Here is a 22,176-nt window from a genome sequence, read left to right as displayed (position 1 = left end):
GTGAGCATGAACCAGATATCCACCACTGGCGGTGCGCTGGAACGGCGCAAGGCGCTGAGGAGCTTCCTCGGCGTGTCGCCCGCACTGGTCTCCATCGGGCTGTTCCTGATCGTGCCGATCTTCATCGTGATCGGTTACTCGCTGATGCAGGCCAACCCCTACGGCGGGGTCAATCCGCACTTCAGCACCGACGCGTACGTCTCGCTGCTGTTCGAGCGCCAGCTCGACGACAGCCTGGCCTTCGCCGATTCCTACATGGTGATCGCCCTGCGCTCCATCGGCATCGCCGCGGCGACCACCTTCATCACCCTGCTGGTGGGCTTCCCGGTGGCGGTCTGGCTGGCGATGCAGCCGGCGCACCGCCGTGGCCTGCTGATCTTCCTGATCACCGTGCCGTTCTGGGCCAACCTGCTGATCCGCACCTACGCCTGGATCCTGCTGCTGCGTGGCACCGGCGTGATCAACGGCACGCTGATGAGCCTCGGCATCATCCACCAGCCGCTGGACCTGCTCTACACCGACGGCGCCGTGCTGCTCGGCCTGGTCTACACCTACGCGCCCTTCGTGGTGCTGCCGATCTACTCCACCCTGGAGAAGATGGACATGCGCCTGCTCGAAGCGGCCCAGGACCTTTACGCCGGGCGTATCCGCACCCTGCGCAAGGTGGTCCTGCCGATCGCCCGGCCGGGGATCCTGGCCGGCGCCATCCTCACCTTCGTGCCCTGCCTGGGCGCGATGATCGCCCCCGAGCTGCTCGGCGGCGGCACCAAGATGATGCTCGGCAACCTGATCTTCCGGCAGTTCAGCGACGGGCGTAACTGGCCCTTCGGCGCGGCGCTGTCGCTGGTGCTGATGGCCGCGGTGATGCTGGTGCTGATGTTCTACGCGATGCGCGCCGAGCGCCTGCGTATCGCCCGGGGAGGTGAATGATGCTGTCGCTGCTGAGCAAACGCCGTCTGGGCGTGCAGGATTTCCGTGGCTTCGGCGCCCTGAGCCTGCTGTTCTACATCTACCTCTACGCGCCCATCGTGGTGCTGGTGGTGCTCTCGTTCAACGCCAACCAGTCCGCCACCGTGTGGACCGGCTTCAGCCTCGACTGGTACCGCAGCGCCTTCGCCAACCAGGCGCTGCGACAGGCCGCCGGCAACAGCCTGCTGATCGCCGTGTGTGCCTGCGTGATCTCCACCGCGATCGCCACCCTGGCCGCGCTGGGCACCTCGCGTGGCGCGAAGTTCAAAGGCCTGCGGCTGTCGATGGGGGCGATCATGCTGCCGCTGGTGCTGCCGGAGATCGTGGTCGGCGTCGCCACCCTGGCGCTGTTCTCCACCCTTGGCCTGTCGCTGGGCTACGGCAACCTGATCATCGCCCACACGGTGTTCTGCATCCCGTTCGCCTACCTGCCGATCCGCGCCCGGTTGAACGACATGGACCTGTCCCTGGAACAGGCCGCCGCCGACCTCTACGCCGGCCCCTGGCGGACCTTCCGCAAGGTCACCCTGCCGCTGCTGACGCCGGGGATCGTCTCCGGGCTGATGCTGGCCTTCATCGTCTCGCTGGATAACTTCGTGATCTCGATGATGGTCTCCCAGGCCGGCACCACTACGTTGCCGATCTTCATCTTCGGCCTGCTGCGTATGGGCGTGACGCCCGACGTGAACGCAGTGTCGACCCTGATCCTCGGTGTTTCCGTGCTGTTCGTAACGCTGTCCTACCTGCTTGGCAAGAAGAAAGCCTGAGCCACTTCCGGAGAACAAGATGAGCAAACTGATCGCTGCTGTAGGGGCAACACTGACGCTGGGCCTGGTGGCCAACGTGCATGCCGCCGAGCAACTGAACGTCGTGAGCTGGAGCGGCTACTTCACGCCGCAGATCCTGGAGAAGTTCGAGAAGGAAACCGGCATCAAGGTGACCGTGGACTCCTACGACTCCAACGAAACCCTGCTGGCCAAGCTCAAGCAGGGCGGTACCGGCTACGACGTGGCCATCCCCTCGCACCAGTTCATCCCGATCCTGGTGAAGGAGAAGCTGCTGGAGCGCTTCGATCCGGTCAGCCAGCCGTACTACGCGAACCTCGTGGACAATCTGAAGAAGCCCACCTGGGACCCGGAAGGCGCCTACTCGGTGCCCTTCATCTGGGGCACCACCAGCGTGGTGCTGGACACCGCCAAGTACAGCGGCCCGATGGACAGCTACTCGGTGCTGTTCACCCCGCCCAAGGAGCTGCAGGGCAAGATCAACATGCTGGACTCCTCCAGCGATGTGATCGACACCGCCAGCCTCTACCTGGGCATCCCGCTGTGCAGCGAGGACCCCAAGCAGATGCAGCAGGTGCTGACCCTGCTGAAGAACCAGAAGCCCTTCGTGAAGACCTACAGCTCCAAGGCCGGCTCGATCCGCGAGAACCTGGCCTCGGGCGAAGTCGACATGTCGATGTTCTGGGGCGGCTCGTCGATGCGCGCGCGTGAGATGAAGCCCAGCCTGAAGTACCTCTACCCGAAAGAGGGCGTGACCGCCTGGGTGGACAACCTGGTGATCCCGGCCGGCGCCAAGCACCCGGACAGCGCCAAGAAGTTCATCGCCTTCCTCAGCAAGCCCGAGAACTCGGCGATGACCCAGAACTTCCTCAAGCACCAGAGCCCGATCAAGGGCGTGGAACCCTTCCTCGACGCTGGTCTGAAGGATGCGCCTGAGCTGCACATCCCCGAAGGCACCAAGGTGGTGTTCAGCCAGACCTGCGGCGAAGGCGCGATCCGCCTGGCCGACCGTGTCTGGACCAACCTGATGCGCTGATCCCTCCGGGGAACGCTGGCCCGACGCTGCACGCGTCCACTTTCGTGGGCGCGCCGGCAGCGCTCGGCCCGGCGAAAGCGACGACCGCACCAAGCTCCGCCCTCCGGCGGGGCCGCTGAACCCGAATGAGTCTTCCCGCCGAGGGAAGTCCCGATGAAAAAAAGGCCTCGTTCCATGAGCCAGAATCCGCACAACGAACTCGTCCAGCTCCAGGCCCACGAACTGGCCCAGCTCATCCGCCTGCGCCAGGTGTCCTGCCGGGAAGTGATGCAGGCCTACCTTGGGCAGATCGAGCGCTACAACCCGGCGGTCAACGCCATCGTCAGCCTGCAGCCGACCGAAACCCTGCTGGCCGAAGCGGACGAGCGCGACGCCGAACTGGCCCGCGGCGAGTACCACGGCTGGATGCACGGCCTGCCCCATGCGGTGAAGGACCTGTCGCTGACCAAGGGCATCCGCACCACCCTCGGTTCGCCGCTGTTCCGCGATTACCTGCCCGAGCGCGACGGCATCATGGTCGAGCGCATCCGCGCCGCCGGCGCCATTCTGATCGGCAAGACCAACACCCCGGAATTCGGCCTCGGCTCCCACAGCTACAACCCGATCTTCGGCGTCACCGGTTGCGCCTACGCACCCGATCGCACCGCCGGCGGCAGCAGCGGTGGCGCGGCGGCGGCCCTGGCGCTGCAGATGCTCCCGGTGGCCGACGGCAGCGACATGATGGGCTCGCTGCGCAACCCGGCGGCCTTCAACAACATCATCGGCTTCCGGCCGTCCCAGGGCCGCGTGCCCTTCGACGACAGCGCCGACCTGTTCATCGACCAGCTCGGCTACGAAGGCCCCATGGGCCGCAGCGTGCGTGACGTGGCCCTGCTGCTGTCGGTGCAGGCCGGTGGCGATGCCCGCGCACCGCTGTCCATCGCCGAATCCGGCGAGCAGTTCGCCGGCAGCCTGGAACGCGACTTCAAGGGCGCGCGCCTGGGCTGGCTGGGTGACCTGGGCGGCCACCTGCCGATGGAGCGCGGCGTGCTGGAGCTGTGCCGCAAGGCCTTCGCCGACTTCGAGGCCATCGGCTGCCGTGTCGAAGACACCGCGCCGGGCTTTTCTGCCGAGCGCCTCTGGGACACCTGGCGCACCCTGCGCCACTGGATGGTCGCCGGCTCCCTCGGCGCGGCCTACGCCGATCCGGCCAAGCGCGAGCTGCTCAAGCCCGAGGCGATCTGGGAGATCGAGAATGGCCTGAAGCTCTCGGCCGTGGACGTGTTCCGCGCCTCCGCCGCGCGCAGCGACTGGTACCGCGCCATCAGCCAGTTGTTCGAGCGCTACGATTACCTGCTGCTGCCCAGCGCCCAGGTGTTCCCGTTCGACAAGAACTGGGACTGGCCGAAAGAGATCGCCGGCAAGTCGATGGACACCTACCACCGCTGGATGGAAGTGGTGATCCCCGGCACCCTGTCCGGTTGCCCGGTGGCCAACGTGCCGGTCGGCTTCAATGAACAGGGACTGCCGATGGGCCTGCAGATCATCGGCAAGCACCAGGCCGACATGGCCGTGCTGCAACTGGCGCATGCCTACGAGCAGGCCTCGCGCTGGTACCAGCGCTGCCCGCCGCCGATGCTGGCGGGGGATTGATCGCTTTTTCCACACCTAGAGGGGCGCGCATGAATATCAGCTTCTTCCAGGAACTGCTGCAAAGCATCACCGAGCGCGGCCGGCAACTGCTGGAGTCGCGCGAGCCGGCGCCGGGCAATGCCCAGGCGCTGGCCGAGGCGAGCCGCAAGCTGGTCTCCAGCCACGGCGAAGCCTCGGGCGTGGCCCTGGCGCAGCAGGTGCTGTGCGCTTACCGGGACTGCCCGCAAGCGCAGCAGAAAGCCTTCTTCGACATCCTGCTGAAGGACTTCGCGCCACCCCAGGAGGCGCTGGCCGAAGCCTGCAAGCGCTACCTCGACGAGCCGTCGGCGGCCAACATCACCGCACTGTTCCAGGCCAGCGAACCGCCACGCCAGGAGCTGTTCCGTCGCCTGAACCAGGCACCCGGCGGCACCGCCGAGCTGATCGCCATGCGCCGCCTGCTGTTGCAGGAGCTCAAGGCCAAGCCGGAACTGACGGCCGTGGACCACGATCTGCAGCATCTGCTGGCCTCCTGGTTCAATCGAGGCTTCCTGGTGCTGCGGCGCATCGACTGGTCGACGCCGGCGTCGATCCTGGAAAAGATCATCAAGTACGAGGCCGTCCATGCCATCAAGGACTGGGACGACCTGCGCAGTCGCCTGCAACCGGCGGATCGCCGCTGCTTCGCCTTCTTCCACCCGGCCCTGGCCGACGAGCCGCTGATCTTCGTCGAAGTGGCGCTGACCCGCGCCATGCCCGGCGCCATCGCGGACATCCTGGAGCCCAAGACGGAAACGCAGCCGGCGGAAGAGCCGGACACGGCGGTGTTCTATTCCATCAGCAACTGCCAGGACGGCCTGCGCGGCATCTCCTTCGGCAACTTCCTGATCAAGCAGGTGGTGGAGGAACTGGCGCGGGAGATTCCCGGCCTGCGCCAGTTCGTCACCCTGTCGCCGGTGCCCGGTTTCCGCCGCTGGCTCGACAGCCTGGGCGATGACCCGCAACTGGGCGCCGCCGCCGCCGAACTGCTCAAGGCGCTCAAGCCCGACGCGCCGCCACCGCCGCGCACGGAACAGCCGCTGCTGGCGCTGGCCGCCGAGTACTTCCTGCACGCCAAGAACGGCGGAGGCCTGCCGCTGGACCCGGTGGCGCGCTTCCACCTGGGCAACGGCGCCCGCCTGGAACGCCTGAACTGGCGCGGCGACCTCTCTGCCAGTGGCCTGCGCCAGGCGGCCGGGCTGATGGTCAATTACCGCTACGAACTGCGCCAGATCGAAAAGAACCACGAAGCCTACGCCAACCAGGGCGCGGTCACGGCCTCTCCCGAGGTCCGCAAGCTGGCCACCCTGTCGGCGAAAACAAAACGCTAGGACCCGCACATGAACCAGAGCCTTTTCGCCGAAGTCGGCAAACACCTGCCCAGCGACCTTTCCAAGCCCTTCATCCGCACGCCCGAAGGCGGTGGCTACAGCTACGCCGACATGCTGCGCAGCACCTCGCAGTTCGCCCATGCGCTGGTGGAGCTCGGCGTGCAGCCGGGCGACCGCGTCGCCGTGCAGGTCGACAAGAGTCCCGAGACGGTGATGCTCTACCTCGCCGTGCTGCGTGTCGGCGCGGTCTACCTGCCACTCAACAGCGGCTACACCGGCGAGGAGCTGCGCTACTTCCTCGACGACGCCGAACCCTCGCTGTTCGTCTGCGCCCCGGCCTTCGAGGCCCAGGCCCGCGAGCTGGCGAACGTCAGCGGCGTGGCTCATGTGGAGACTCTGGGTGATGCCGGCAACGGCTCGCTGATGGATCGCGTGCAGGGCAAGCCGGGGCGCTTCGTCGATGTTGAGCGCGCCTCCAGCGACCTTGCCGCGATCCTCTACACCTCCGGCACCACCGGGCGCTCCAAGGGTGCGATGATCAGCCACGGCAACCTGGTCTCCAATGCCCGCGCGCTGGTGGGCTACTGGAAGATTTCCAGCGAGGACTGGCTGCTCCACGCGCTGCCGATCTTCCACATCCACGGCCTGTTCGTGGCCTGTAACAGCCTGCTGATGGCCGGCGGCTCGATGCTCTTCCTGAGCAAGTTCGACGCCGCGCAAATCCTCAAGCTGATGCCGCAGGTGAACCTGCTGATGGGTGTGCCGACCTTCTACACCCGCCTGCTCGACCAGCCCGGCCTGACCCGCGAGGCGGTGGCGCACATGCGCCTGTTCATTTCCGGCTCCGCGCCGCTCACCGCCGAGACGCACAAGGCGTTCTCCGAGCGCACCGGCATGGCCATCCTCGAACGCTACGGCATGACCGAGACCGGCATGAACACCTCCAACCCGCTGGATGGCGAGCGCATCGCCGGCACCGTCGGCTTCCCGCTGCCGGGCGTCGAGCTGCGCATCACCGATCCGGGCAAGGCCGAGCCGACCGTGCTGCCGCAGGGCGAGCCGGGGATGATCGAAGTGCGCGGGCCGAACGTGTTCCAGGGCTACTGGCGGATGCCGGAGAAGACCGCCGAGGAGCTGCGCGCGGACGGCTACTTCATGACCGGCGACATCGGTTTCGTCGACGACAAGGGCTACGTGCAGATCGTCGGCCGCAACAAGGACATGATCATCAGCGGCGGCTTCAACGTGTATCCCAAGGAGCTGGAAGAAATCCTCGACACCCTGCCCGGCGTGGCCGAGTCGGCGGTGATCGGCGTGCCGCACCCGGACTTCGGTGAGGGCGTGACCGCCGTGCTGGTGGCCAGTAAGGGCCAGGCGCCGACCGAGGCGCAGGTGCTCGCCGCGCTGGACGGCAAGCTGGCGCGCTTCAAGCAGCCCAAGCGGGTGATGGTGGTCGACGCGCTGCCGCGCAACGTTATGGGCAAGGTGCAGAAGAACGTGCTGCGGGAGCAGTTCAAGGCTTTGTACGCCTGAGTCTGACTCGCGTGAAAAAGCCCCGCTCACGCAGGGCTTTTTGCTCTCGTAGGAGCGGACTTCGTCCGCGATGTGCCTGCCTCGCGCCGGGTTTTCCAGCGTCGCTTCGACGTGCGCTGCGAGATATTGTTTCGCCCCCTCGGGCGACCTACTTTGCCAAACGACGCAAAGTAGGCAAAGGTCTTGCCCCAATCATCCGGTTTTTCGCTTGGGGCGAAAAATTCCCTCGTTGAAGCGGAGTTTCAGGGGCACGCTGCGAAGGGCCATCCCTGGCCCATCGCAGCTCTCGCGACATCCATGTCGCTCAACCCCTGAAACTCCGCTTCAACGAGGCCTCCTGAACGGGGCCGTTCGGAGTGCGTGAATGTTTCTCTGGAAATCCTTTTAAAGCCAAAGCCAAAGCCGCAGAAGTAGGGTTCTTCGTAGGAGCGAGCTTGCTCGCGAATCGCTCAACGCCGGAGCGACGCAATGAAAAAGCCCCGCATCAGCGGGGCTCTTTCATGTTGCACAAATCAATCAGCGCACCGTCACCACCACCTTCCCCACCGCCTTGCGCTGGCCCAGGTGGTTGATCGCATCGGCCGCCTTCTCCAGCGGATAGGTCTGCGACACCAGCGGCTTGATCTTGCCCTCGGCGAACCAGGCGAACAGCTGCTGGAAGTTCGCCGCGTTGTCCTGCGGCTGGCGCTGGGCGAAGGAGCCCCAGAACACGCCGACCAGCGAGGCGCCCTTGAGCAGGGTGAGGTTGGCCGGCAGCGACGGGATGGTGCCGCTGGCGAACCCGACCACCAGCATGCGGCCGTTCCAGGCGATGGAGCGGAAGGCCTCCTCGAACAGATCGCCGCCGACCGGATCGTAGATCACGTCCACGCCCTGGCCGCCGGTGATTTCCTTGAGCTTGTCCTTCAGGCTGCCCTCGCTGTAGTTGATCAGCACGTCGGCGCCGGCGGCTTTCGCCACTTCCAGCTTGGCGTCGCTGCTGGCGGCGGCGATCACCTTCGCGCCCATGGCTTTGCCGATCTCCACCGCCGCCAGGCCCACGCCGCCGGAGGCGCCGAGCACCAGCAGGGTTTCGCCCGGCTGCAGATTGGCGCGCTGCTTGAGCGCGTGCATGGAGGTGCCGTAGGTCATGCCGAAGGCGGCGGCGCTGGCGAAGTCCATGCCGTCGGGGATCGGCATAACGTTGTAGCCGGGCACCGCCACTTCCTCGGCGAAGCTGCCCCAGCCGGTCAGCGCCATCACGCGGTCGCCGGGCTTCACGTGGCTGACCTTCTCACCCACCGCGCCGACCACGCCGGCCGCCTCGCCACCCGGGGAGAAGGGGAAGGGCGGCTTGAACTGGTACTTGCCCTCGATGATCAGGGTGTCGGGGAAGTTCACCCCGGCGGCATGCACCTGCAGCAGGACTTCGTTCTTCTTCGGCTCGGGGCTGGCGACCTCTTCCAGCACCAGGGTTTCGGCGGGGCCGAAGGCTTTGCACAGCACGGCTTTCATTCGAAGTACTCCGTTGGGGGTTCTTGTTTCCAAGTGGGGCAGTGTAGGAGTGCGGGGGAAGGGGGCAAATCACCATGGTCCCGGCTTATGCCGCGATATAGCTTGGGCGGCGGCGTGAGTCTGGCTATCCTTTGGGCCATCGAATCCGGAGACATCGCCTTGAGAGCTTTCCTCGCCCTGTTGCTGGTCCTGTCCTTCAGCCCCTTCGTGGCCGCCTCCGAAGAGGCCAAGCCGGAGGAGGCCAACAAGCCCGTGTTCATCGACCTCACCCCGGCGCTGGTGGGCAACTACGGCAGCGGCCCGAAGCTGAAGTATTTCAAGGCCGACATCGCGCTGAAAGTCACCGGCAAGGAGGCGTCGGAGAAGGTCGAGCACCACGAGCCGCTGATCCGCAACCAGCTGGTGATGCTGTTCGCCCAGCAGACCGACGACTCCCTCGGCAGCGTCGACGGCAAGGAAAAGCTCCGCCAGGAAGCCCTCAAGCAGGTGCAGGGTGTCCTGCAGCAGGAGGAGGGCAAGCCGCTGGTGGATGACCTGCTGTTCAACAACCTGATCGTCCAGCCCTGACCTCAGGCCCTGCGCATCGCGTCTCAGGGCCTAAGCCCCGTCCCAGCAAGCGTGTAGGAAATTTCCCAGTCACGCCTGACCTGTATCAAACGCCATTCGCCGTCGATCACCGATTATCTCCTCATGATTCGAAATAGTTCGAGCTTGATGATGAGGAGATTCGGATGGCAGGAAACGCAAAAAGCTGGCGCACCCGCGGACTGATCGTGGTGGTCGCGGCCGTGCTCGCCGCGCTGGCCTGGCAGACGTTCAAGCCGACCGGCCTGGGTGAAGGCTTCGCCAGCGGCAATGGACGCATCGAGGCCACCGAGGTGGACGTGGCCACCAAGCTGCCCGGACGGGTGGCGGAAATCCTGGTGGACGAAGGCGACTTCGTGAAAGCCGGCCAGGTGGTGGCGAAGATGGACACCCAGGTGCTCCAGGCCCAGCTCGCCCAGGCCCAGGCCGAGGTGCGCCAGGCGCAGAACGCCAAGCTCACCGCCGAATCCCTGGTGGCCCAGCGCACCAGCGAGAAGGCCACCGCCGAAGCCGTGGTCGCCCAGCGCCAGGCCGAACTCACCGCCGCGCAGAAGCGCTTCAGCCGTACCGAACAGCTGGTCAGGCGCAACGCCCTGCCACAGCAGCAGCTCGATGACGACCGCGCTGCGCTACAGAGCGCCCAGGCCGCGCTGGCCGCGTCGCGCTCGCAAGTAGTGTCGGCCCAGGCCGGCATTGCCGCCGCGCGTTCCCAGGTGATCGAAGCGCAGTCGGCCATCGAGGCCGCCACCGCGAGCACCGTGCGCCTGCAGGCGGACATCGACGACAGCCTGCTCAAGGCCCCGCGCAACGGTCGCGTGCAGTACCGCGTGGCGCAGCCCGGCGAAGTGCTGGCTGCCGGCGGCAAGCTGCTCAACATGGTCGACCTGGCCGACGTCTACATGACCTTCTTCCTGCCCTCGGGCCAGGCCGGCAAGGTCGAGCTTGGCCAGGAAGTGCACCTGGTGATCGACGCCGTGCCGCAGTACGTGATCCCGGCCAAGGTGTCCTATGTCGCCAGCGTTGCGCAGTTCACGCCAAAGACCGTGGAGACCGCCAACGAGCGCGAGAAGCTGGTGTTCCGCGTCAAGGCGCGCCTCGATCCAGCGTTGCTGGCGAAGTACATCACCTACGTGAAGACCGGCGTGCCGGGCATGGCCTACCTGCGCCTCGACCCGCAGGTCGAGTGGCCGGCGCACCTGCAGCTCAAGGTCCCGCAATGAACAGCCGCGACTGCGTGGCCCGTCTGGCCGGCGTCTCGCTGCGCTATGGCGAGACCCGCGCGGTGGACGACGTCATGCTCGACATCCCGGCCAACCGCATGGTCGGTCTGATCGGCCCGGACGGCGTCGGCAAGTCCAGCCTGCTGGCGCTGCTCTCCGGCGCGCGGAAGATGCAGGACGGCGAGATCCAGGTGCTCGGCGGCGACATGCGCGACGCCGGCCACCGCCGCGCCGTGTGCCCGCGCATCGCCTACATGCCCCAGGGCCTGGGCAAGAACCTCTACCCGACGCTCTCGGTGTTCGAGAATGTCGATTTCTTCGGCCGCCTGTTCGGCCACGACAAGGCCGAACGCGAGCGGCGCATCGCCGACCTGCTGCGCAGCACGGGCCTTGCGCCCTTCGCCGAGCGCCCGGCGGGCAAGCTCTCCGGCGGCATGAAGCAGAAGCTCGGGCTATGCTGCGCGCTGATCCATGACCCCGACCTGCTGATCCTCGACGAGCCCACCACCGGCGTCGACCCGCTGTCGCGCAACCAGTTCTGGGAGCTGATCGGGCGAATCCGCGCCGAGCGCGAGGGCATGAGCGTGCTGGTGGCCACCGCCTACATGGAGGAGGCCGAGCGCTTCGACTGGCTGGTGGCGATGGACGAGGGCAGGGTGCTCGCCACCGGCACGCCCGCCGAACTGCGCGAGCACACCACGACGCAGAGCCTCGAGGAGGCATTCATTGCGTTGCTGCCCGAGAGCAAGCGCGCTGGCCATCACAAGCTGGTCATTCCACCGCGTCCGCGCAATGACGGCGCACCGCAGATCGCCATCGAAGCCGAAGGGCTGACCTGCCGCTTCGGCGATTTCGTCGCGGTGGACCATGTGAGCTTCCGCATCGAGCGCGGGGAAATCTTCGGCTTCCTCGGTTCCAACGGCTGCGGCAAGTCCACCACCATGAAGATGCTCACCGGCCTGCTGCCGGCCAGCGAAGGCACCTGCGCGCTGTTCGGCCAGCCGGTGAACGCCAACGACATGGAGACCCGCCGGCGCGTCGGCTACATGTCCCAGGCCTTCTCGCTCTATGCCGAGCTGACGGTGCTGCAGAACCTGGAACTGCACGCCAAGCTGTTCCACCTGCCAGCTGACCAGATCGAGCCGCGCGTGCAGGAGATGCTCGAACGCTTCGACCTCGGCAAGGTGCGCAACGAGCTGCCGGACAGTCTGCCGCTGGGCATCCGCCAGCGCCTGTCGCTGGCCGTGGCGGTGATCCACAAGCCGGAAATCCTCATCCTCGACGAGCCCACTTCGGGCGTCGACCCGGTGGCCCGCGACGGCTTCTGGGAGCTGATGGTGGAGCTGTCGCGCAACGACGGCGTGACCATCTTCATCTCCACCCACTTCATGAACGAGGCCGAGCGCTGCGACCGCATCTCGCTGATGCACGCCGGCAAGGTGCTCGACAGCGATACTCCGCAAGGCTTGATGGAAAAACGCGGACTGCCGACCCTGGAAGCCACCTTCATCGCCTATCTGGAAGAGGCCGCCGGCAGCGCACCGGTAACGGACGCCGCGCCTGCTCCGGAGCCTTCCTCCGAGCCTGCCCGCTACAAGGGCAACGACAGATTCAGCTGGCTGCGCCTGTTCAGCTACGCGCGCCGCGAAGCCATGGAGCTACGCCGCGACCCGATCCGCCTGACCCTGGCGCTGCTGGGCACCGCGCTGCTGATGTTCATCATCGGCTACGGCATCAACATGGACGTCGAGGACCTCACCTACGCGGTGCTCGACCGCGACCAGACCACCACCAGCCAGGCCTATGCGCTGAACATTTCAGGCTCGCGCTACTTCATCGAGCACGCGCCGATCCAGAACCCCGAGGAACTGGAGCGCCGCATGCGCAGCGGCGAGCTGAGCCTGGCAGTGGAGATTCCGCCGAACTTCGGCCGCGACCTCAAGCGCGGCGCCGACCCGGCCATTGGTGTGTGGATCGACGGCGCCATGCCGACCCGCGCCAACACCGTGCTCGGCTACGTGCAGGGGCTGCATGCCAGCTACCTCGCCGACCTCGCCCGACAGACCGGCAACGCCGCCGCCAGCGCGGCGGCCAGCACCGAGGTGCGCTACCGCTACAACCCTGACGTGGAGAGTATCAAGGCCATGGTGCCGGCGGTGATCCCGCTGCTGCTGATCATGATCCCGGCGATGCTCACTGCCCTGGGCGTGGTGCGCGAGAAGGAGCTGGGCTCCATCACCAACCTCTACGTCACCCCGGTGACGCGCCTGGAGTTCCTGCTGGGCAAGCAACTGCCCTACATCGGCATGGGCATGGTCAACTTCGTGCTGATGCTGGCGATGGCCGTGCTGCTGTTCCAGGTGCCGCTCAAGGGCAGCTTCCTCGCACTGCTGGTGGGCGCCTTCCTCTACGTGGTGACCAGCACCGGCCTCGGCCTGTTGCTTTCGACCTTCATGAAGAGCCAGATCGCCGCGGTGTTCGGCACCGCCATCGCCACCATGATCCCGGCCATCCAGTTCTCCGGGCTGATCCACCCGGTGTCCTCGCTGGAAGGCGCGGCGGCGGTGATCGGCCAGCTCTACCCGACCTCGCACTTCCTGATCGTCACCCGGGGCGCCTTCTCCAAGGCGCTGGGCTTCGCCGACCTGTGGGTCTACTACCTGCCGCTGCTGGCCATGGTGGTGGTGCTGACGCTGCTCAGCGTGGCCTGCCTGAAGAAGCAGGAGGCCTGAGATGAACAAGCTGGCGAACATCTTCAACCTCGGCATCAAGGAATTCCGCAGCCTGGGTCGCGACTACGCAATGCTGATCCTGATCGCCTGGGCCTTCACCCTGGGCGTCTACAGCTCGGCCACCGGCGTGCCGGAAACCCTGCACCACGCGCCCATCGCCATTGTCGACGAGGACCAGTCGCAGCTTTCCACGCGCATCATCAACGCCTTCCAGCCGCCGTACTTCCGTCCGCCGGAGATGATCGGCCACGCGCAGATGGACCGCGGCATGGACGTCGGCCTCTACACCTTCACCCTGGACATTCCGCCGGACTTCCAGCGCGACGTGCTGGCCGGGCGGCAGCCGGCGATCCAGGTCAACGTCGATGCGACGCAGACCGGCCAGGCCTTCTCCGGCGCCGGCTATATCCAGAACATCGTCGGCACCGAGGTGCGCGAGTTCGTCAGCCGCTACCGCGCCGAGGCTTCGATGCCGGCGGCGCTGGCGGTGCGCATGGAGTTCAACCCGAACCTGACCCAGGCCTGGTTCGGCGCGGTGATGGAGGTGATCAACCAGATCACCATGCTGTCGATCATCCTCACCGGCGCCGCGCTGATCCGCGAACGCGAGCACGGCACGGTGGAGCACCTGCTGGTGATGCCGCTGACGGCCTTCGAGATCATGATGGCCAAGGTCTGGTCCATGGGCACCGTGGTGCTGGTGGCGGCTGCCATCTCCCTGCAACTGGTGGTGCGCGGCTGGCTCGACGTGCCGATCAGCGGCTCGGTGGGGTTGTTCCTGCTCGGCGCCGCGCTGCACCTGTTCGCCACCACCTCGATGGGCATCTTCCTCGGCACGGTGGCGCGCTCGATGCCGCAGCTCGGCCTGCTGGTGATCCTCACCCTGATGCCGCTGCAGATCCTCTCCGGCGGCACCACGCCGCGCGAGAGCATGCCGGAGCTGGTGCAGAACATCATGCTGGCGGCGCCGACGACCCACTTCGTCAGCCTGGCGCAGGCGATCCTCTACCGGGGCGCCGACCTGTCCATCGTCTGGCCGCAGCTGCTGGCCATAGTCGGTATCGGTGCGGCGTTCTTCGCAGGCGCGCTGTGGCGCTTCCGCCGGACCATCGGGCAGATGGCGTAACGGGTGGATGCAATTGCCATCCCCTGAAACTCCGGGGTCTGTGCTTTCCCCTCACCCCAGCCCTCTCCCCAGGGAGAGGGGGCTGTCCGTGCCGGCTGACGCCGTGATTTCATCCTCTGCCGAACGGTTCCCTCTCCCTCTGGGAGAGGGTTAGGGTGAGGGGCTCTTGCAGGGCCTCATTCCTGCGATCGCGCGCATGGCGCTCCGGATCACTCCACCGGCCACACGCACGTCTGGTTCCGTCCGCGATGCTTCGCCGTGTACAGCGCCTGGTCTGCCTGGGCGATCAGCTGGTCCGGCTCGCTGTCCTGCCCCGGCTTGGCGATGGCCACGCCGATGCTGATGGTCAGCCGCCCCAGCTCCGTCGCCGGATGGGCGATGCCCAGCTCGGCGATGCGCTGGTGCACCCGTGCGGCCACGTGGGCGGCGCCGTCGAGGCCGGTATCGGCGAGGATGATCACGAATTCCTCGCCGCCGTAGCGGCAGGCCGCGTCTCCTTCGCGCTGCAGGCAGCCGCGCAGGGCGCTGGCGACCCGGCGCAGGGCGTCGTCGCCGGCCAGGTGGCCGAGGCAGTCGTTGAACAGTTTGAAGTGGTCGACATCGAGCATCAGTATCGCCAGTGGCGAGTCGGAGCGGCGCAGGCGGCGCCATTCGCTCTGCAATTGGCGGTCGAAGTAGCGGCGGTTGAACAGGCCGGTGAGACCGTCCTGTTGCGACTGTTTCTGTAGCTGGGCTTCCAGTTGCAGGCGTTCGCCGTTGTCGCGGGCCACCGCAATCAGGTACTCGCGCTCGCCCTGGTGGGCCAGCTGGGTGTTGATCTCCGCGGCCTGCAGGCTGCCGTCGCGGCGTTGCATCTCGCGCTGGAAGATCATCGACAGGTTCAGCCGCTTGGCCTGCTGCACCAGTTGCAACCAGGCGAAGAAGCCGGGAATCAGGCGCTCGGGGTCGTCGCGCAGCAACTGGCGGAACTCCTCGGCGCTGTAGCCGAGGCTGCTGTAGGTGGCGCAGTTCATGTGCAGCAGCTCGCGGCTGTGCAGCTCGAAGATGAACAGGGCATCGCGGCTGGAGTCGGTCAGGTCGAGGACCAGTTGCAGGCGTTCGCGGCTGTCGAGCAGGTGCCCTTCGATCTCCTGGCGCTGCTCGGCCTCCAGGTTGAGCAGGCGGTTGCTGGCGCTCAGCGCGGTGGCGCGGCGGGCGTTTTCCCGCGCCAGGGCGAGGGCCGCGACCAGCAGCAGGCTGATGGCCATGGCGGCGCTGAATACCACCGTCGGCAGCGGCGTGGAGAGCGATTGCACCAGCGCCGCGCTGGGACTGAGCTCCAGTTCGAAGCTGCGGTTGTTCAGCAGTTGCAGCGGCAGGCGCAGGGTGTCTTCGGCCCGGCTGTCCGGCTGGGAGCGGACGTAGAGCGGCTGGCCGTGCTCCAGCAGGCGGATGCTGAACAGCTGGCTGTCGGTCTGTTCAAGCAGGTGGTTCATCAGGTTGCCGACGCGGAAGACGCCTTCCATGAAACCGTCGAATTGCAGCGTGCCGTCCGGGCTGCGCAGGTAGACCGGCGTGTAGAGCACGAAGCCGCGGCCGCCCTGGAGCAGCTCGATGCTGTCGCTCAGCCGTGGCTTGCCGGTGTCGCGGGCGGCCATGGCGGTGGCGTAGCCGGGGCTCATCGGTGACAGCCAGTAGTTCAGCGCCACCTCGTTGCCTTCCAGGGGCTCCACCCAGCGGATGCGCAGGTCCGCGTCGGCCCATTGGATCGACTGGTAGCCGGGGAAATTGTCGATGTAGAAGCGCGCGTTGAGCTCCCACTCCGAGCGTGGGATGCGCTCGTGGTGGCTCCAGAGCTGCGCCAGCAGGTCCAGCCCCTGCACCTGTTCGTGCAGGGTGGCCTCCAGTTGATGGGCCAGGGCGCGCGCCTGGTAGTTCAGGCGTTCGCGAACCCGTTGCCGTTCGCTGTTGGCCAGTTCAAGGCCGAGCCAGGCACTGGCCAGCAGCAGAACACAGAGCAGGCCGCCAAGTCCGAGATAGGTGGCAAGAGAGGACTTCAGGCGGTCCATGCGGTGAATTCCGAAAGCGTTCCTTACCTAATAGCACAGTGATATCGGTCTTTCACGGACAGGCCTTTTCCAGCGCTGGGCCCCGTCACTGCCTGGCCAGGCGCAGTACGATCTGCCACTGCTCCTCGGTCACCGGCATCACCGACAGACGGCTGCCGCGCTGGACCAGCGGCATTTCTTCGAGCCCCGCCTGGGCCCTGAGCGCGGCCAACGGCAGCACCGAGGTGAAGGCTTCGACGAAACCCACGTCGCGGGCGGTCCAGGGATTCTTTTCCGCGCTGGCCTTGGGGTCGTGATAGTGGCTCTGCGGATCGAGCGCGGTGGGGTCCGGGTAGGCTTCGCCCTCGATCTGCGCGATCCCGGCGATGCCCGGCTCGGGGCAGCTGGAGTGATAGAAGAAGAACAGGTCGCCCGGCTGCATGCTGCGCATGAAATTGCGCGCCTGGTAATTGCGCACGCCGTCCCAGCGCGCGCTCTTCAGGCGCTTGAGGTCGTGGATCGAGAGTTCGTCGGGCTCGGATTTCATCAGCCAGTAAGCGCGTGCCATTCGCGAAGGTCTCCTTGTCTGTGGCGATTGTCCGGACGCGGGCGCGAGGTTCGCCCGGGGACTAAGGGTAGGTGCTTGCCGTGCGACAAGTTGCCGGCTCGCGGAAGATTTGTTGTAGGAAGAAAATGTAGGAAAACGGCATGAACCTTGCCTGAAAGTGCCCGAAGTTTTGGCAGGCGCGCCTCCTCCGACGATCGGTTGGCGTCAGAATTGCGGGAAGCTTTTCATTGTCGGAGAATGCCGCCGTTTTCAGCTCGGCCCGCCGGACGGACCAAAAATCACCGCCGGCCATCGTGGACAGTTTGCCTGGAAGGGGGAGGCAATCGATGAAACGCAAGCCTGATCTTTTGTGGGTTCTGGTAATCCTGTTCGGCCTGGGGGTCGTCACTACCGGTTACACCCAGAGCCTCTGGGAACGCCAGGGCAGCCTGCCTGCCCAGGTGACTCAGCAGCCCTGATTCCCAGCCGGGTGTCGCAGGGATCGCGACGCCTGTGCCAGGCGGCCATACCAGCCGCCATCCGTCACCGTGCCCATCAGCGGCACGTCCCAGCTGGCCAACTCCAGCCGGTCGACCTTCTGACATTCGTGCGCCAGACCCAACAGCGTCGGTGTGTGCCAATTTTTGCGCATGCCCAGATAGGCCAGGGTGCGGTCGTAGAAGCCCTTGCCCATGCCCAGGCGCCCCCCCTGCGGGTCGAACCCCACCAGTGGCAGCAGCAGCAGGTCCAGCGCCCAGGCCGGGCGTTGCTGGCCGCGGTTGGGCAGCGGCTCGGCGATGCCGAAGCGGTTGCGCGTCCAGCGCTCGCCGATGCCGACGCGCTGGAAGGTCATATGGGTTTTCGGCCAGGCCGACAGCACCGGCAGGTAGGTCGCCTTGCCGCGCTTCTGCGCCGCCTTCATCAAGGGCCGTGGGTCAATCTCGCCGTCAGCCGGCAGGTACAGGGCGATGTGCCGCGCGCGGCGAAACAGCGGGTGCTGTGCCAGCTGGCGATACAGGGCCTGGGCCGCGAGGCGTTGCTGGAGCGGGGTGAGGGCGCGTCTGGCCTGGCGCAACTGACGGCGCAGGGCCGGACGGGAGAGTCCGTCGGAATGGATCATGGAAGGGTAAAGCTCCCCGGACATGCCGCTGTCGGGTTAGCCCTTGAACCCGAGAGTTCAAGGTGGCGGTTGCAGTAGGCTTTAAGGCTTTCCGTCGTGCGGACATGCACACCAGCCCAACTGGCAACCTCCGTTGTTGCAATTATCGGCTCAGGGACATCACCGACTGGCCAACACACCAGGGAACGAGGCGATTATACCCCAAGGAAATTTCCCTGGTCAGACTTCACCCGGTTCCTTATCAGTGGTAAGGGCGCGGTCCACGCGTTCGAGCAGTTCGCGCACGCGCTCGCGGGTGGAGCTGGTGTCGTGGTCCTGGCGCTCCTGCTTGTGCAGCAGGTCGTGGGTGATGTTCAGCGCGGCCATCACCGCCACGCGGTCGGCGCCGATCACTTTGCCGCTGGAGCGTATCTCGCGCATCTTGCTGTCGAGATAACGCGCAGCGCTTTCCAGGTTGACGCGCTCGTCCGGAGGGCAGGCGATGCAGTACTCCTTGTCGAGGATTTGAACATTGAGGGTATTCGACTGGCTCATGAGTCCTGCTCCAAGGCTTTGAGTCGCAAAATCATCGCTTCGACCTTCTGCCGAGCCAATTCGTTCTTCTCGATCAGATGGGCGCGTTCTTCCCGCCAGCTTTTCTCGTTCGCCCGCAGCAGCCGGTTCTCGGCCTTGAGCTGCTCCAGGCGTTGGAGCAGCTGGTCGAACTTGGCGATCAGCATGTGCAGGTCGGCGTCTTCCATGGGTTCTCGCTTGGCTCTTAACTCTGAGAATGGGAGTGACCGGAAACTATATAGGACCGCCGTGGGGGTGGGTCAACGCGGCGACCCGTTACATGGTCTTGCACTGGGCGGCGGTGCTAGGATACGGGACCACATTCTATGCGCGGCGCCCGATGGCGCCTAGCTGCCTTACCCCGGGTTCGATCATGTCCACGTCAAGTTCCGCCTATTCCGCCTTTGCCACGCTGCTCGCCGAGGCCGCCCTGCCGATTTCTCCCGCCGAGCTGCAAGGCCACCTGCTCGGCCGCGTCTGCGCCGGTTCCGGCTTCGACCAGGACGAATGGCTGCAGGCCGCGGGCGAACTGCTCGGCGGTGAGCCGGGCGAGCGCCTGGGCGCGGCCCTGGGCGGCCTGCTGGGCATGGTCCAGCAGGACTTCAGCGCCGGCGAGATGGCCGTGGTGCTGATGCTGCCCAACGACGACGCTCCGCTGGCCGAGCGCGCCGCGGCCCTGGGCCAGTGGTGCCAGGGCTTCCTCGCCGGCTTCGGCCTGGCGTTGCGCTCCCCCAGCCTGTCCGACGAAGCCGACGAAGTGCTGCAGGACATTGCCGCCATCGCCCAGGTCCAGGGCGCGCTGGAAGATTCCGAAGACGGCGAGGCCGACTATATGGAAGTGCAGGAGTACCTGCGCGTCGCCCCGCTGCTGCTGTTCTCCGAGTTCGGCAAGGTGCCGGCACCGGCCGAGAAACCGTCCCTGCATTGAGGTTGCTGCATGATCCGTATCGCCAAGTCGGAATACGCCCGTCGGCGCAAGGCGCTGATGGCGCAGATGGAGCCCAACAGCATCGCCATTCTCCCGGCGGCGCCGATGTACATCCGCAACCGTGACGTCGAGCACGTCTACCGCCAGGACAGCGACTTCCAGTACCTCACTGGTTTCCCCGAGCCGGAAGCGGTGATGGCGCTGATTCCCGGCCGCGAGCACGGCGAGTACGTGCTGTTCTGCCGCGAGCGCGATCCGGAGCGTGAACTCTGGGACGGCCTGCGCGCCGGCCAGGACGGCGCGATCAGCAGCTTCGGCGCTGACGACGCGTTCCCGATCGGCGATATCGACGACATCCTTCCCGGCCTGATCGAAGGCCGCGACCGCGTCTACTACGCGCTGGGCGCCAACCAGGAATTCGACCGCCGGCTGGTGGACTGGATCAACGTGATCCGCTCCAAGGCCCGCCAGGGTGCGCAGCCGCCGAACGAGTTCGTCGCCCTCGACCACCTGCTGCACGACCTGCGCCTGTACAAGAGCGCGGGCGAAGTGAAGGTGATGCGCTACGCCGCCGAGGTCTCCGCCGGCGCCCACGTGCGCGCCATGCAGATCTGCCGTCCGGGGCTGAGTGAGTACCACCTCGAAGCCGAACTCGACTACGCCTTCCGCAAGGGCGGGGCGAAGATGCCGGCCTACGGCTCCATCGTCGCCACCGGCCGCAACGCCTGCATCCTGCACTACCGGGAGAACGACGCACCGATCAAGGACGGCGACCTGATCCTGATCGACGCCGGCTGCGAGATCGACTGCTACGCCAGCGACATCACCCGCACCTTCCCGGCCAATGGCACCTTCAGCCCCGAGCAGAGGGCCATCTACGAGCTGGTGCTGGAAGCCAACATGGCCGCCTTCGACTACATCGCCCCCGGCCGCCACTGGAACGAAGCCCACGAGGCCACCGTGCGGGTAATCACCGCCGGTCTGGTGAAGCTCGGCCTGCTCAGCGGCGACGTCGACGAGCTGATCGAAAGCGAAGCCTACAAGGCCTTCTACATGCACCGTGCCGGGCACTGGCTGGGCATGGACGTGCACGACGTCGGCGAATACAAGGTCGGCGGCGAATGGCGCGTGCTTGAAGTCGGCATGTCGATGACCGTCGAACCGGGCATCTACATCTCCCCGGACAACACCGACGTGCCGAAGAAATGGCGCGGCATCGGCGTGCGCATCGAGGATGACGTGGTGGTGACCAGGACCGGCTGCGAGATCCTGACCAACGGCGTGCCCAAGACCGTCGCCGAGATCGAGGCGCTGATGGCGCAAGCCCGCGCCCAGGCCGCCTGACATGCAACGTACGCAACTGGCCATCATCGGCGGTGGCCTGGTGGGCGCCAGCCTGGCGCTGATTCTCCAGGCCGGCGCCCGCGAGCGCGGCTGGCGGATCGTGCTGGTCGAGCCGTTCGCCCCGGGCGACGCCTACCAGCCCAGCTACGATGCGCGCTCCTCCGCGCTGTCCTTCGGCAGCCGGCAGATCTACGAACGTCTGGGGCTGTGGCAGCAGATCGCCCAGCGCGCCGAGCCGATTTCGCAGATTCATGTTTCCGATCGCGGCCGATTCGGCTCCGCGCGTCTGACGGCGGTGGAGGAGGGCGTGCCGGCCCTCGGCTACGTGGTGGAAAACGCCTGGCTCGGCCAGTGCCTGTGGCACGCGCTGGACCCGGAAGTGGTCAGCTGGCGCTGCCCCGCCGAGGTTCGGCGGATGGACGCCCTGGGGGGCGGCTATCGCCTGACCCTGGACGACGACACGCAGCTGGACTGCGACCTTGCCGTGCTGGCCGATGGTGGCCGTTCCGGCTTGCGCGAGCAGCTGGGCATCGGCGTGCGCTCCTCGTCCTACGGGCAGACCGCGCTGATCGCCAACGTCAGCCCGTCCGAGGCCCACCGTGGCCAGGCCTTCGAACGCTTCACCGAGAATGGCCCGCTGGCCCTGCTGCCGCTGCCGGAAAACCGCTGCGCGCTGGTCTGGACCCGCAACGGCCGCGATGCCGAACGCCTGCGCGAGCTGCCCGATGCGGCCTTCCTCGCCGAGTTGCAGCAAGCCTTCGGCTATCGCCTCGGCGCCTTCCGCCAGGTCGGTGCGCGCCATGGCTATCCGCTGAGCCTGATCGAGGCCGAGGAACAGATTCGCCCGCACCTGGTGGTGCTGGGCAACGCCGCCCACAGCCTGCACCCGATCGCCGGGCAGGGCTTCAACCTGTCGCTGCGCGACGCCCAGGCCCTGGGCGACCGGCTGCTGCAGGAAGAGGCCGCGCCGGGCGACTTCGCCGTGCTGCAGCGTTACCTGGATGGCCAACGCCTGGACCAGCAGATGACCGTTGGCTTCTCCGACCGCGTCACCCGCCTGTTCTCCAACGCCCAGCCGTTGCTCGCCACCAGCCGCAACCTGGGCCTGCTCGGCCTCGACCTGCTGCCGCCGGCCAAACGCTGGTTCGCCCGCCAGGCCATGGGCCTGGGCGCCCGCCCGGTGTGACAGCCCCCAGT

Annotated in this window: 20 protein-coding genes and 1 other RNA gene; 14 read left to right on the top strand and 7 right to left on the bottom strand. The window is 66.5% G+C overall.

The window, feature by feature from the left end; all coding sequences use genetic code 11:
• Nucleotides 1–6 precede the first annotated feature (6 nt).
• From ACNFBT_RS06445 to ACNFBT_RS06420, 6 genes are all read left to right on the top strand, one after another.
• The gene (locus ACNFBT_RS06445) at nt 7–930 is read left to right on the top strand and encodes an ABC transporter permease (protein WP_416747561.1); all 924 of its coding nucleotides are present in this window, start codon (nt 7–9) and stop codon (nt 928–930) included.
• Nucleotides 930–1,736, top strand: a complete 807-nt coding sequence (locus tag ACNFBT_RS06440) for an ABC transporter permease (RefSeq protein ID WP_416747559.1) — start codon at nt 930–932, stop codon at nt 1,734–1,736. The genes ACNFBT_RS06445 and ACNFBT_RS06440 overlap by 1 nt, the downstream gene beginning before the upstream one ends.
• A 19-nt stretch (nt 1,737–1,755) precedes the next feature.
• Complete coding sequence (locus ACNFBT_RS06435; protein ID WP_416747557.1) at nt 1,756–2,790, top strand: extracellular solute-binding protein; 1,035 nt, start codon at nt 1,756–1,758, stop codon at nt 2,788–2,790.
• 174 nt (nt 2,791–2,964) lie between these two features.
• Nucleotides 2,965–4,422 (top strand): amidase, encoded by a 1,458-nt coding sequence (locus ACNFBT_RS06430; RefSeq protein ID WP_416747555.1) that lies wholly within the window; start codon nt 2,965–2,967, stop codon nt 4,420–4,422.
• Between the two features lie 29 nt (nt 4,423–4,451).
• The gene (locus tag ACNFBT_RS06425; RefSeq protein WP_416747553.1) at nt 4,452–5,771 is read left to right on the top strand and encodes a malonyl-CoA decarboxylase; all 1,320 of its coding nucleotides are present in this window, start codon (nt 4,452–4,454) and stop codon (nt 5,769–5,771) included.
• Nucleotides 5,772–5,780: 9 nt separating this feature from the next.
• Nucleotides 5,781–7,304: a malonate--CoA ligase gene (locus ACNFBT_RS06420; RefSeq protein WP_416747551.1), complete on the top strand. Its 1,524-nt coding sequence runs from the start codon at nt 5,781–5,783 to the stop codon at nt 7,302–7,304.
• Between the two features lie 516 nt (nt 7,305–7,820).
• Here ACNFBT_RS06420 and ACNFBT_RS06415 read toward each other — a convergent pair.
• Nucleotides 7,821–8,798 carry an NADPH:quinone oxidoreductase family protein gene (locus ACNFBT_RS06415; protein ID WP_416747550.1) on the bottom strand — a complete coding sequence of 326 codons (978 nt, stop codon included), beginning with the start codon at nt 8,796–8,798 and terminating at the stop codon, nt 7,821–7,823.
• Nucleotides 8,799–8,957: 159 nt separating this feature from the next.
• On the opposite strand from ACNFBT_RS06415, the gene ACNFBT_RS06410 reads away from it, so the two are divergent.
• The 4 genes from ACNFBT_RS06410 (at nt 8,958) to ACNFBT_RS06395 (ending at nt 14,461) form a co-directional block, all read left to right on the top strand.
• Nucleotides 8,958–9,365 carry a flagellar basal body-associated protein FliL gene (locus ACNFBT_RS06410; protein ID WP_416747548.1) on the top strand — a complete coding sequence of 136 codons (408 nt, stop codon included), beginning with the start codon at nt 8,958–8,960 and terminating at the stop codon, nt 9,363–9,365.
• A 164-nt stretch (nt 9,366–9,529) separates the two neighbouring features.
• Nucleotides 9,530–10,603, top strand: a complete 1,074-nt coding sequence (locus ACNFBT_RS06405; protein WP_416747546.1) for an HlyD family secretion protein — start codon at nt 9,530–9,532, stop codon at nt 10,601–10,603.
• Nucleotides 10,600–13,335 carry a ribosome-associated ATPase/putative transporter RbbA gene (gene rbbA / locus ACNFBT_RS06400; protein WP_416747544.1) on the top strand — a complete coding sequence of 912 codons (2,736 nt, stop codon included), beginning with the start codon at nt 10,600–10,602 and terminating at the stop codon, nt 13,333–13,335. Before ACNFBT_RS06405 ends, rbbA begins: the two co-directional genes overlap by 4 nt.
• A 1-nt stretch (nt 13,336) precedes the next feature.
• Nucleotides 13,337–14,461, top strand: a complete 1,125-nt coding sequence (locus ACNFBT_RS06395) for an ABC transporter permease (RefSeq protein WP_416747542.1) — start codon at nt 13,337–13,339, stop codon at nt 14,459–14,461.
• 209 nt (nt 14,462–14,670) lie between these two features.
• On the opposite strand, the gene ACNFBT_RS06390 is transcribed toward ACNFBT_RS06395, so the two are convergent.
• Both ACNFBT_RS06390 and ACNFBT_RS06385 read right to left on the bottom strand, forming a co-directional pair.
• Nucleotides 14,671–16,509 carry a diguanylate cyclase gene (locus tag ACNFBT_RS06390; RefSeq protein WP_416747540.1) on the bottom strand — a complete coding sequence of 613 codons (1,839 nt, stop codon included), beginning with the start codon at nt 16,507–16,509 and terminating at the stop codon, nt 14,671–14,673.
• 85 nt (nt 16,510–16,594) lie between these two features.
• A complete protein-coding gene (locus ACNFBT_RS06385; protein ID WP_416747538.1) occupies nt 16,595–17,056 on the bottom strand; it encodes an EVE domain-containing protein in 462 nt (153 codons plus the stop codon).
• A gap of 326 nt (nt 17,057–17,382) precedes the next feature.
• Here ACNFBT_RS06385 and ACNFBT_RS06380 point away from each other — a divergent pair, with 326 nt between their 5' ends.
• Nucleotides 17,383–17,514 carry a hypothetical protein gene (locus ACNFBT_RS06380; RefSeq protein ID WP_275609728.1) on the top strand — a complete coding sequence of 44 codons (132 nt, stop codon included), beginning with the start codon at nt 17,383–17,385 and terminating at the stop codon, nt 17,512–17,514.
• Here ACNFBT_RS06380 and ACNFBT_RS06375 read toward each other — a convergent pair.
• The 4 genes from ACNFBT_RS06375 to ACNFBT_RS06360 all read right to left on the bottom strand — a co-directional run bounded on the left by ACNFBT_RS06375 (nt 17,502) and on the right by ACNFBT_RS06360 (nt 18,895).
• Nucleotides 17,502–18,155 (bottom strand): 5-formyltetrahydrofolate cyclo-ligase, encoded by a 654-nt coding sequence (locus ACNFBT_RS06375; RefSeq protein ID WP_416747536.1) that lies wholly within the window; start codon nt 18,153–18,155, stop codon nt 17,502–17,504. The genes ACNFBT_RS06380 and ACNFBT_RS06375 overlap by 13 nt on opposite strands.
• A gap of 9 nt (nt 18,156–18,164) precedes the next feature.
• A non-coding RNA gene (gene ssrS / locus ACNFBT_RS06370) (6S RNA) lies at nt 18,165–18,343 on the bottom strand.
• Nucleotides 18,344–18,374: 31 nt separating this feature from the next.
• Nucleotides 18,375–18,689: a cell division protein ZapA gene (locus ACNFBT_RS06365; RefSeq protein ID WP_416747534.1), complete on the bottom strand. Its 315-nt coding sequence runs from the start codon at nt 18,687–18,689 to the stop codon at nt 18,375–18,377.
• A complete protein-coding gene (locus tag ACNFBT_RS06360) occupies nt 18,686–18,895 on the bottom strand; it encodes a TIGR02449 family protein (RefSeq protein WP_371232512.1) in 210 nt (69 codons plus the stop codon). The genes ACNFBT_RS06365 and ACNFBT_RS06360 overlap by 4 nt, the downstream gene beginning before the upstream one ends.
• A gap of 185 nt (nt 18,896–19,080) precedes the next feature.
• Here ACNFBT_RS06360 and ACNFBT_RS06355 point away from each other — a divergent pair, with 185 nt between their 5' ends.
• The 3 genes from ACNFBT_RS06355 to ubiH are packed head-to-tail and all read left to right on the top strand — an operon-like array spanning nt 19,081 to nt 22,165.
• Nucleotides 19,081–19,635 carry a UPF0149 family protein gene (locus ACNFBT_RS06355; protein WP_416747532.1) on the top strand — a complete coding sequence of 185 codons (555 nt, stop codon included), beginning with the start codon at nt 19,081–19,083 and terminating at the stop codon, nt 19,633–19,635.
• 9 nt (nt 19,636–19,644) lie between these two features.
• Nucleotides 19,645–20,979 (top strand): Xaa-Pro aminopeptidase, encoded by a 1,335-nt coding sequence (pepP, locus tag ACNFBT_RS06350; protein WP_416747530.1) that lies wholly within the window; start codon nt 19,645–19,647, stop codon nt 20,977–20,979.
• Between the two features lies 1 nt (nt 20,980).
• On the top strand, nt 20,981–22,165 hold the full coding sequence (gene ubiH, locus ACNFBT_RS06345) for a 2-octaprenyl-6-methoxyphenyl hydroxylase (RefSeq protein ID WP_416747528.1): 1,185 nt from the start codon (nt 20,981–20,983) through the stop codon (nt 22,163–22,165).
• Nucleotides 22,166–22,176: the final 11 nt, after the last annotated feature.

This window comes from Pseudomonas sp. NY15181, assembly GCF_048068055.1.
GTDB lineage: Bacteria > Pseudomonadota > Gammaproteobacteria > Pseudomonadales > Pseudomonadaceae > Pseudomonas.
The sequence above is the reverse complement of the archived record's forward strand: the minus strand, read 5'-3'. Positions and strand labels throughout refer to the sequence as shown.

What these genes read in the sequence shown, in the direction of transcription:
- ACNFBT_RS06440 (WP_416747559.1), top strand. Translation starts at nt 930, where the DNA reads ATGCTGTCGCTGCTGAGCAAACGCCGTCTGGGCGTGCAGGATTTCCGT.
- ubiH (WP_416747528.1), top strand. Translation starts at nt 20,981, where the DNA reads ATGCAACGTACGCAACTGGCCATCATCGGCGGTGGCCTGGTGGGCGCC.
- ACNFBT_RS06375 (WP_416747536.1), bottom strand. Translation starts at nt 18,155, where the DNA reads ATGATCCATTCCGACGGACTCTCCCGTCCGGCCCTGCGCCGTCAGTTG.
- ACNFBT_RS06405 (WP_416747546.1), top strand. Translation starts at nt 9,530, where the DNA reads ATGGCAGGAAACGCAAAAAGCTGGCGCACCCGCGGACTGATCGTGGTG.
- ACNFBT_RS06360 (WP_371232512.1), bottom strand. Translation starts at nt 18,895, where the DNA reads ATGGAAGACGCCGACCTGCACATGCTGATCGCCAAGTTCGACCAGCTG.
- ACNFBT_RS06355 (WP_416747532.1), top strand. Translation starts at nt 19,081, where the DNA reads ATGTCCACGTCAAGTTCCGCCTATTCCGCCTTTGCCACGCTGCTCGCC.
- ACNFBT_RS06425 (WP_416747553.1), top strand. Translation starts at nt 4,452, where the DNA reads ATGAATATCAGCTTCTTCCAGGAACTGCTGCAAAGCATCACCGAGCGC.
- ACNFBT_RS06420 (WP_416747551.1), top strand. Translation starts at nt 5,781, where the DNA reads ATGAACCAGAGCCTTTTCGCCGAAGTCGGCAAACACCTGCCCAGCGAC.
- pepP (WP_416747530.1), top strand. Translation starts at nt 19,645, where the DNA reads ATGATCCGTATCGCCAAGTCGGAATACGCCCGTCGGCGCAAGGCGCTG.
- ACNFBT_RS06435 (WP_416747557.1), top strand. Translation starts at nt 1,756, where the DNA reads ATGAGCAAACTGATCGCTGCTGTAGGGGCAACACTGACGCTGGGCCTG.
- ACNFBT_RS06415 (WP_416747550.1), bottom strand. Translation starts at nt 8,798, where the DNA reads ATGAAAGCCGTGCTGTGCAAAGCCTTCGGCCCCGCCGAAACCCTGGTG.
- ACNFBT_RS06445 (WP_416747561.1), top strand. Translation starts at nt 7, where the DNA reads ATGAACCAGATATCCACCACTGGCGGTGCGCTGGAACGGCGCAAGGCG.
- rbbA (WP_416747544.1), top strand. Translation starts at nt 10,600, where the DNA reads ATGAACAGCCGCGACTGCGTGGCCCGTCTGGCCGGCGTCTCGCTGCGC.
- ACNFBT_RS06390 (WP_416747540.1), bottom strand. Translation starts at nt 16,509, where the DNA reads ATGGACCGCCTGAAGTCCTCTCTTGCCACCTATCTCGGACTTGGCGGC.
- ACNFBT_RS06380 (WP_275609728.1), top strand. Translation starts at nt 17,383, where the DNA reads ATGAAACGCAAGCCTGATCTTTTGTGGGTTCTGGTAATCCTGTTCGGC.
- ACNFBT_RS06395 (WP_416747542.1), top strand. Translation starts at nt 13,337, where the DNA reads ATGAACAAGCTGGCGAACATCTTCAACCTCGGCATCAAGGAATTCCGC.
- ACNFBT_RS06430 (WP_416747555.1), top strand. Translation starts at nt 2,965, where the DNA reads ATGAGCCAGAATCCGCACAACGAACTCGTCCAGCTCCAGGCCCACGAA.
- ACNFBT_RS06385 (WP_416747538.1), bottom strand. Translation starts at nt 17,056, where the DNA reads ATGGCACGCGCTTACTGGCTGATGAAATCCGAGCCCGACGAACTCTCG.
- ACNFBT_RS06365 (WP_416747534.1), bottom strand. Translation starts at nt 18,689, where the DNA reads ATGAGCCAGTCGAATACCCTCAATGTTCAAATCCTCGACAAGGAGTAC.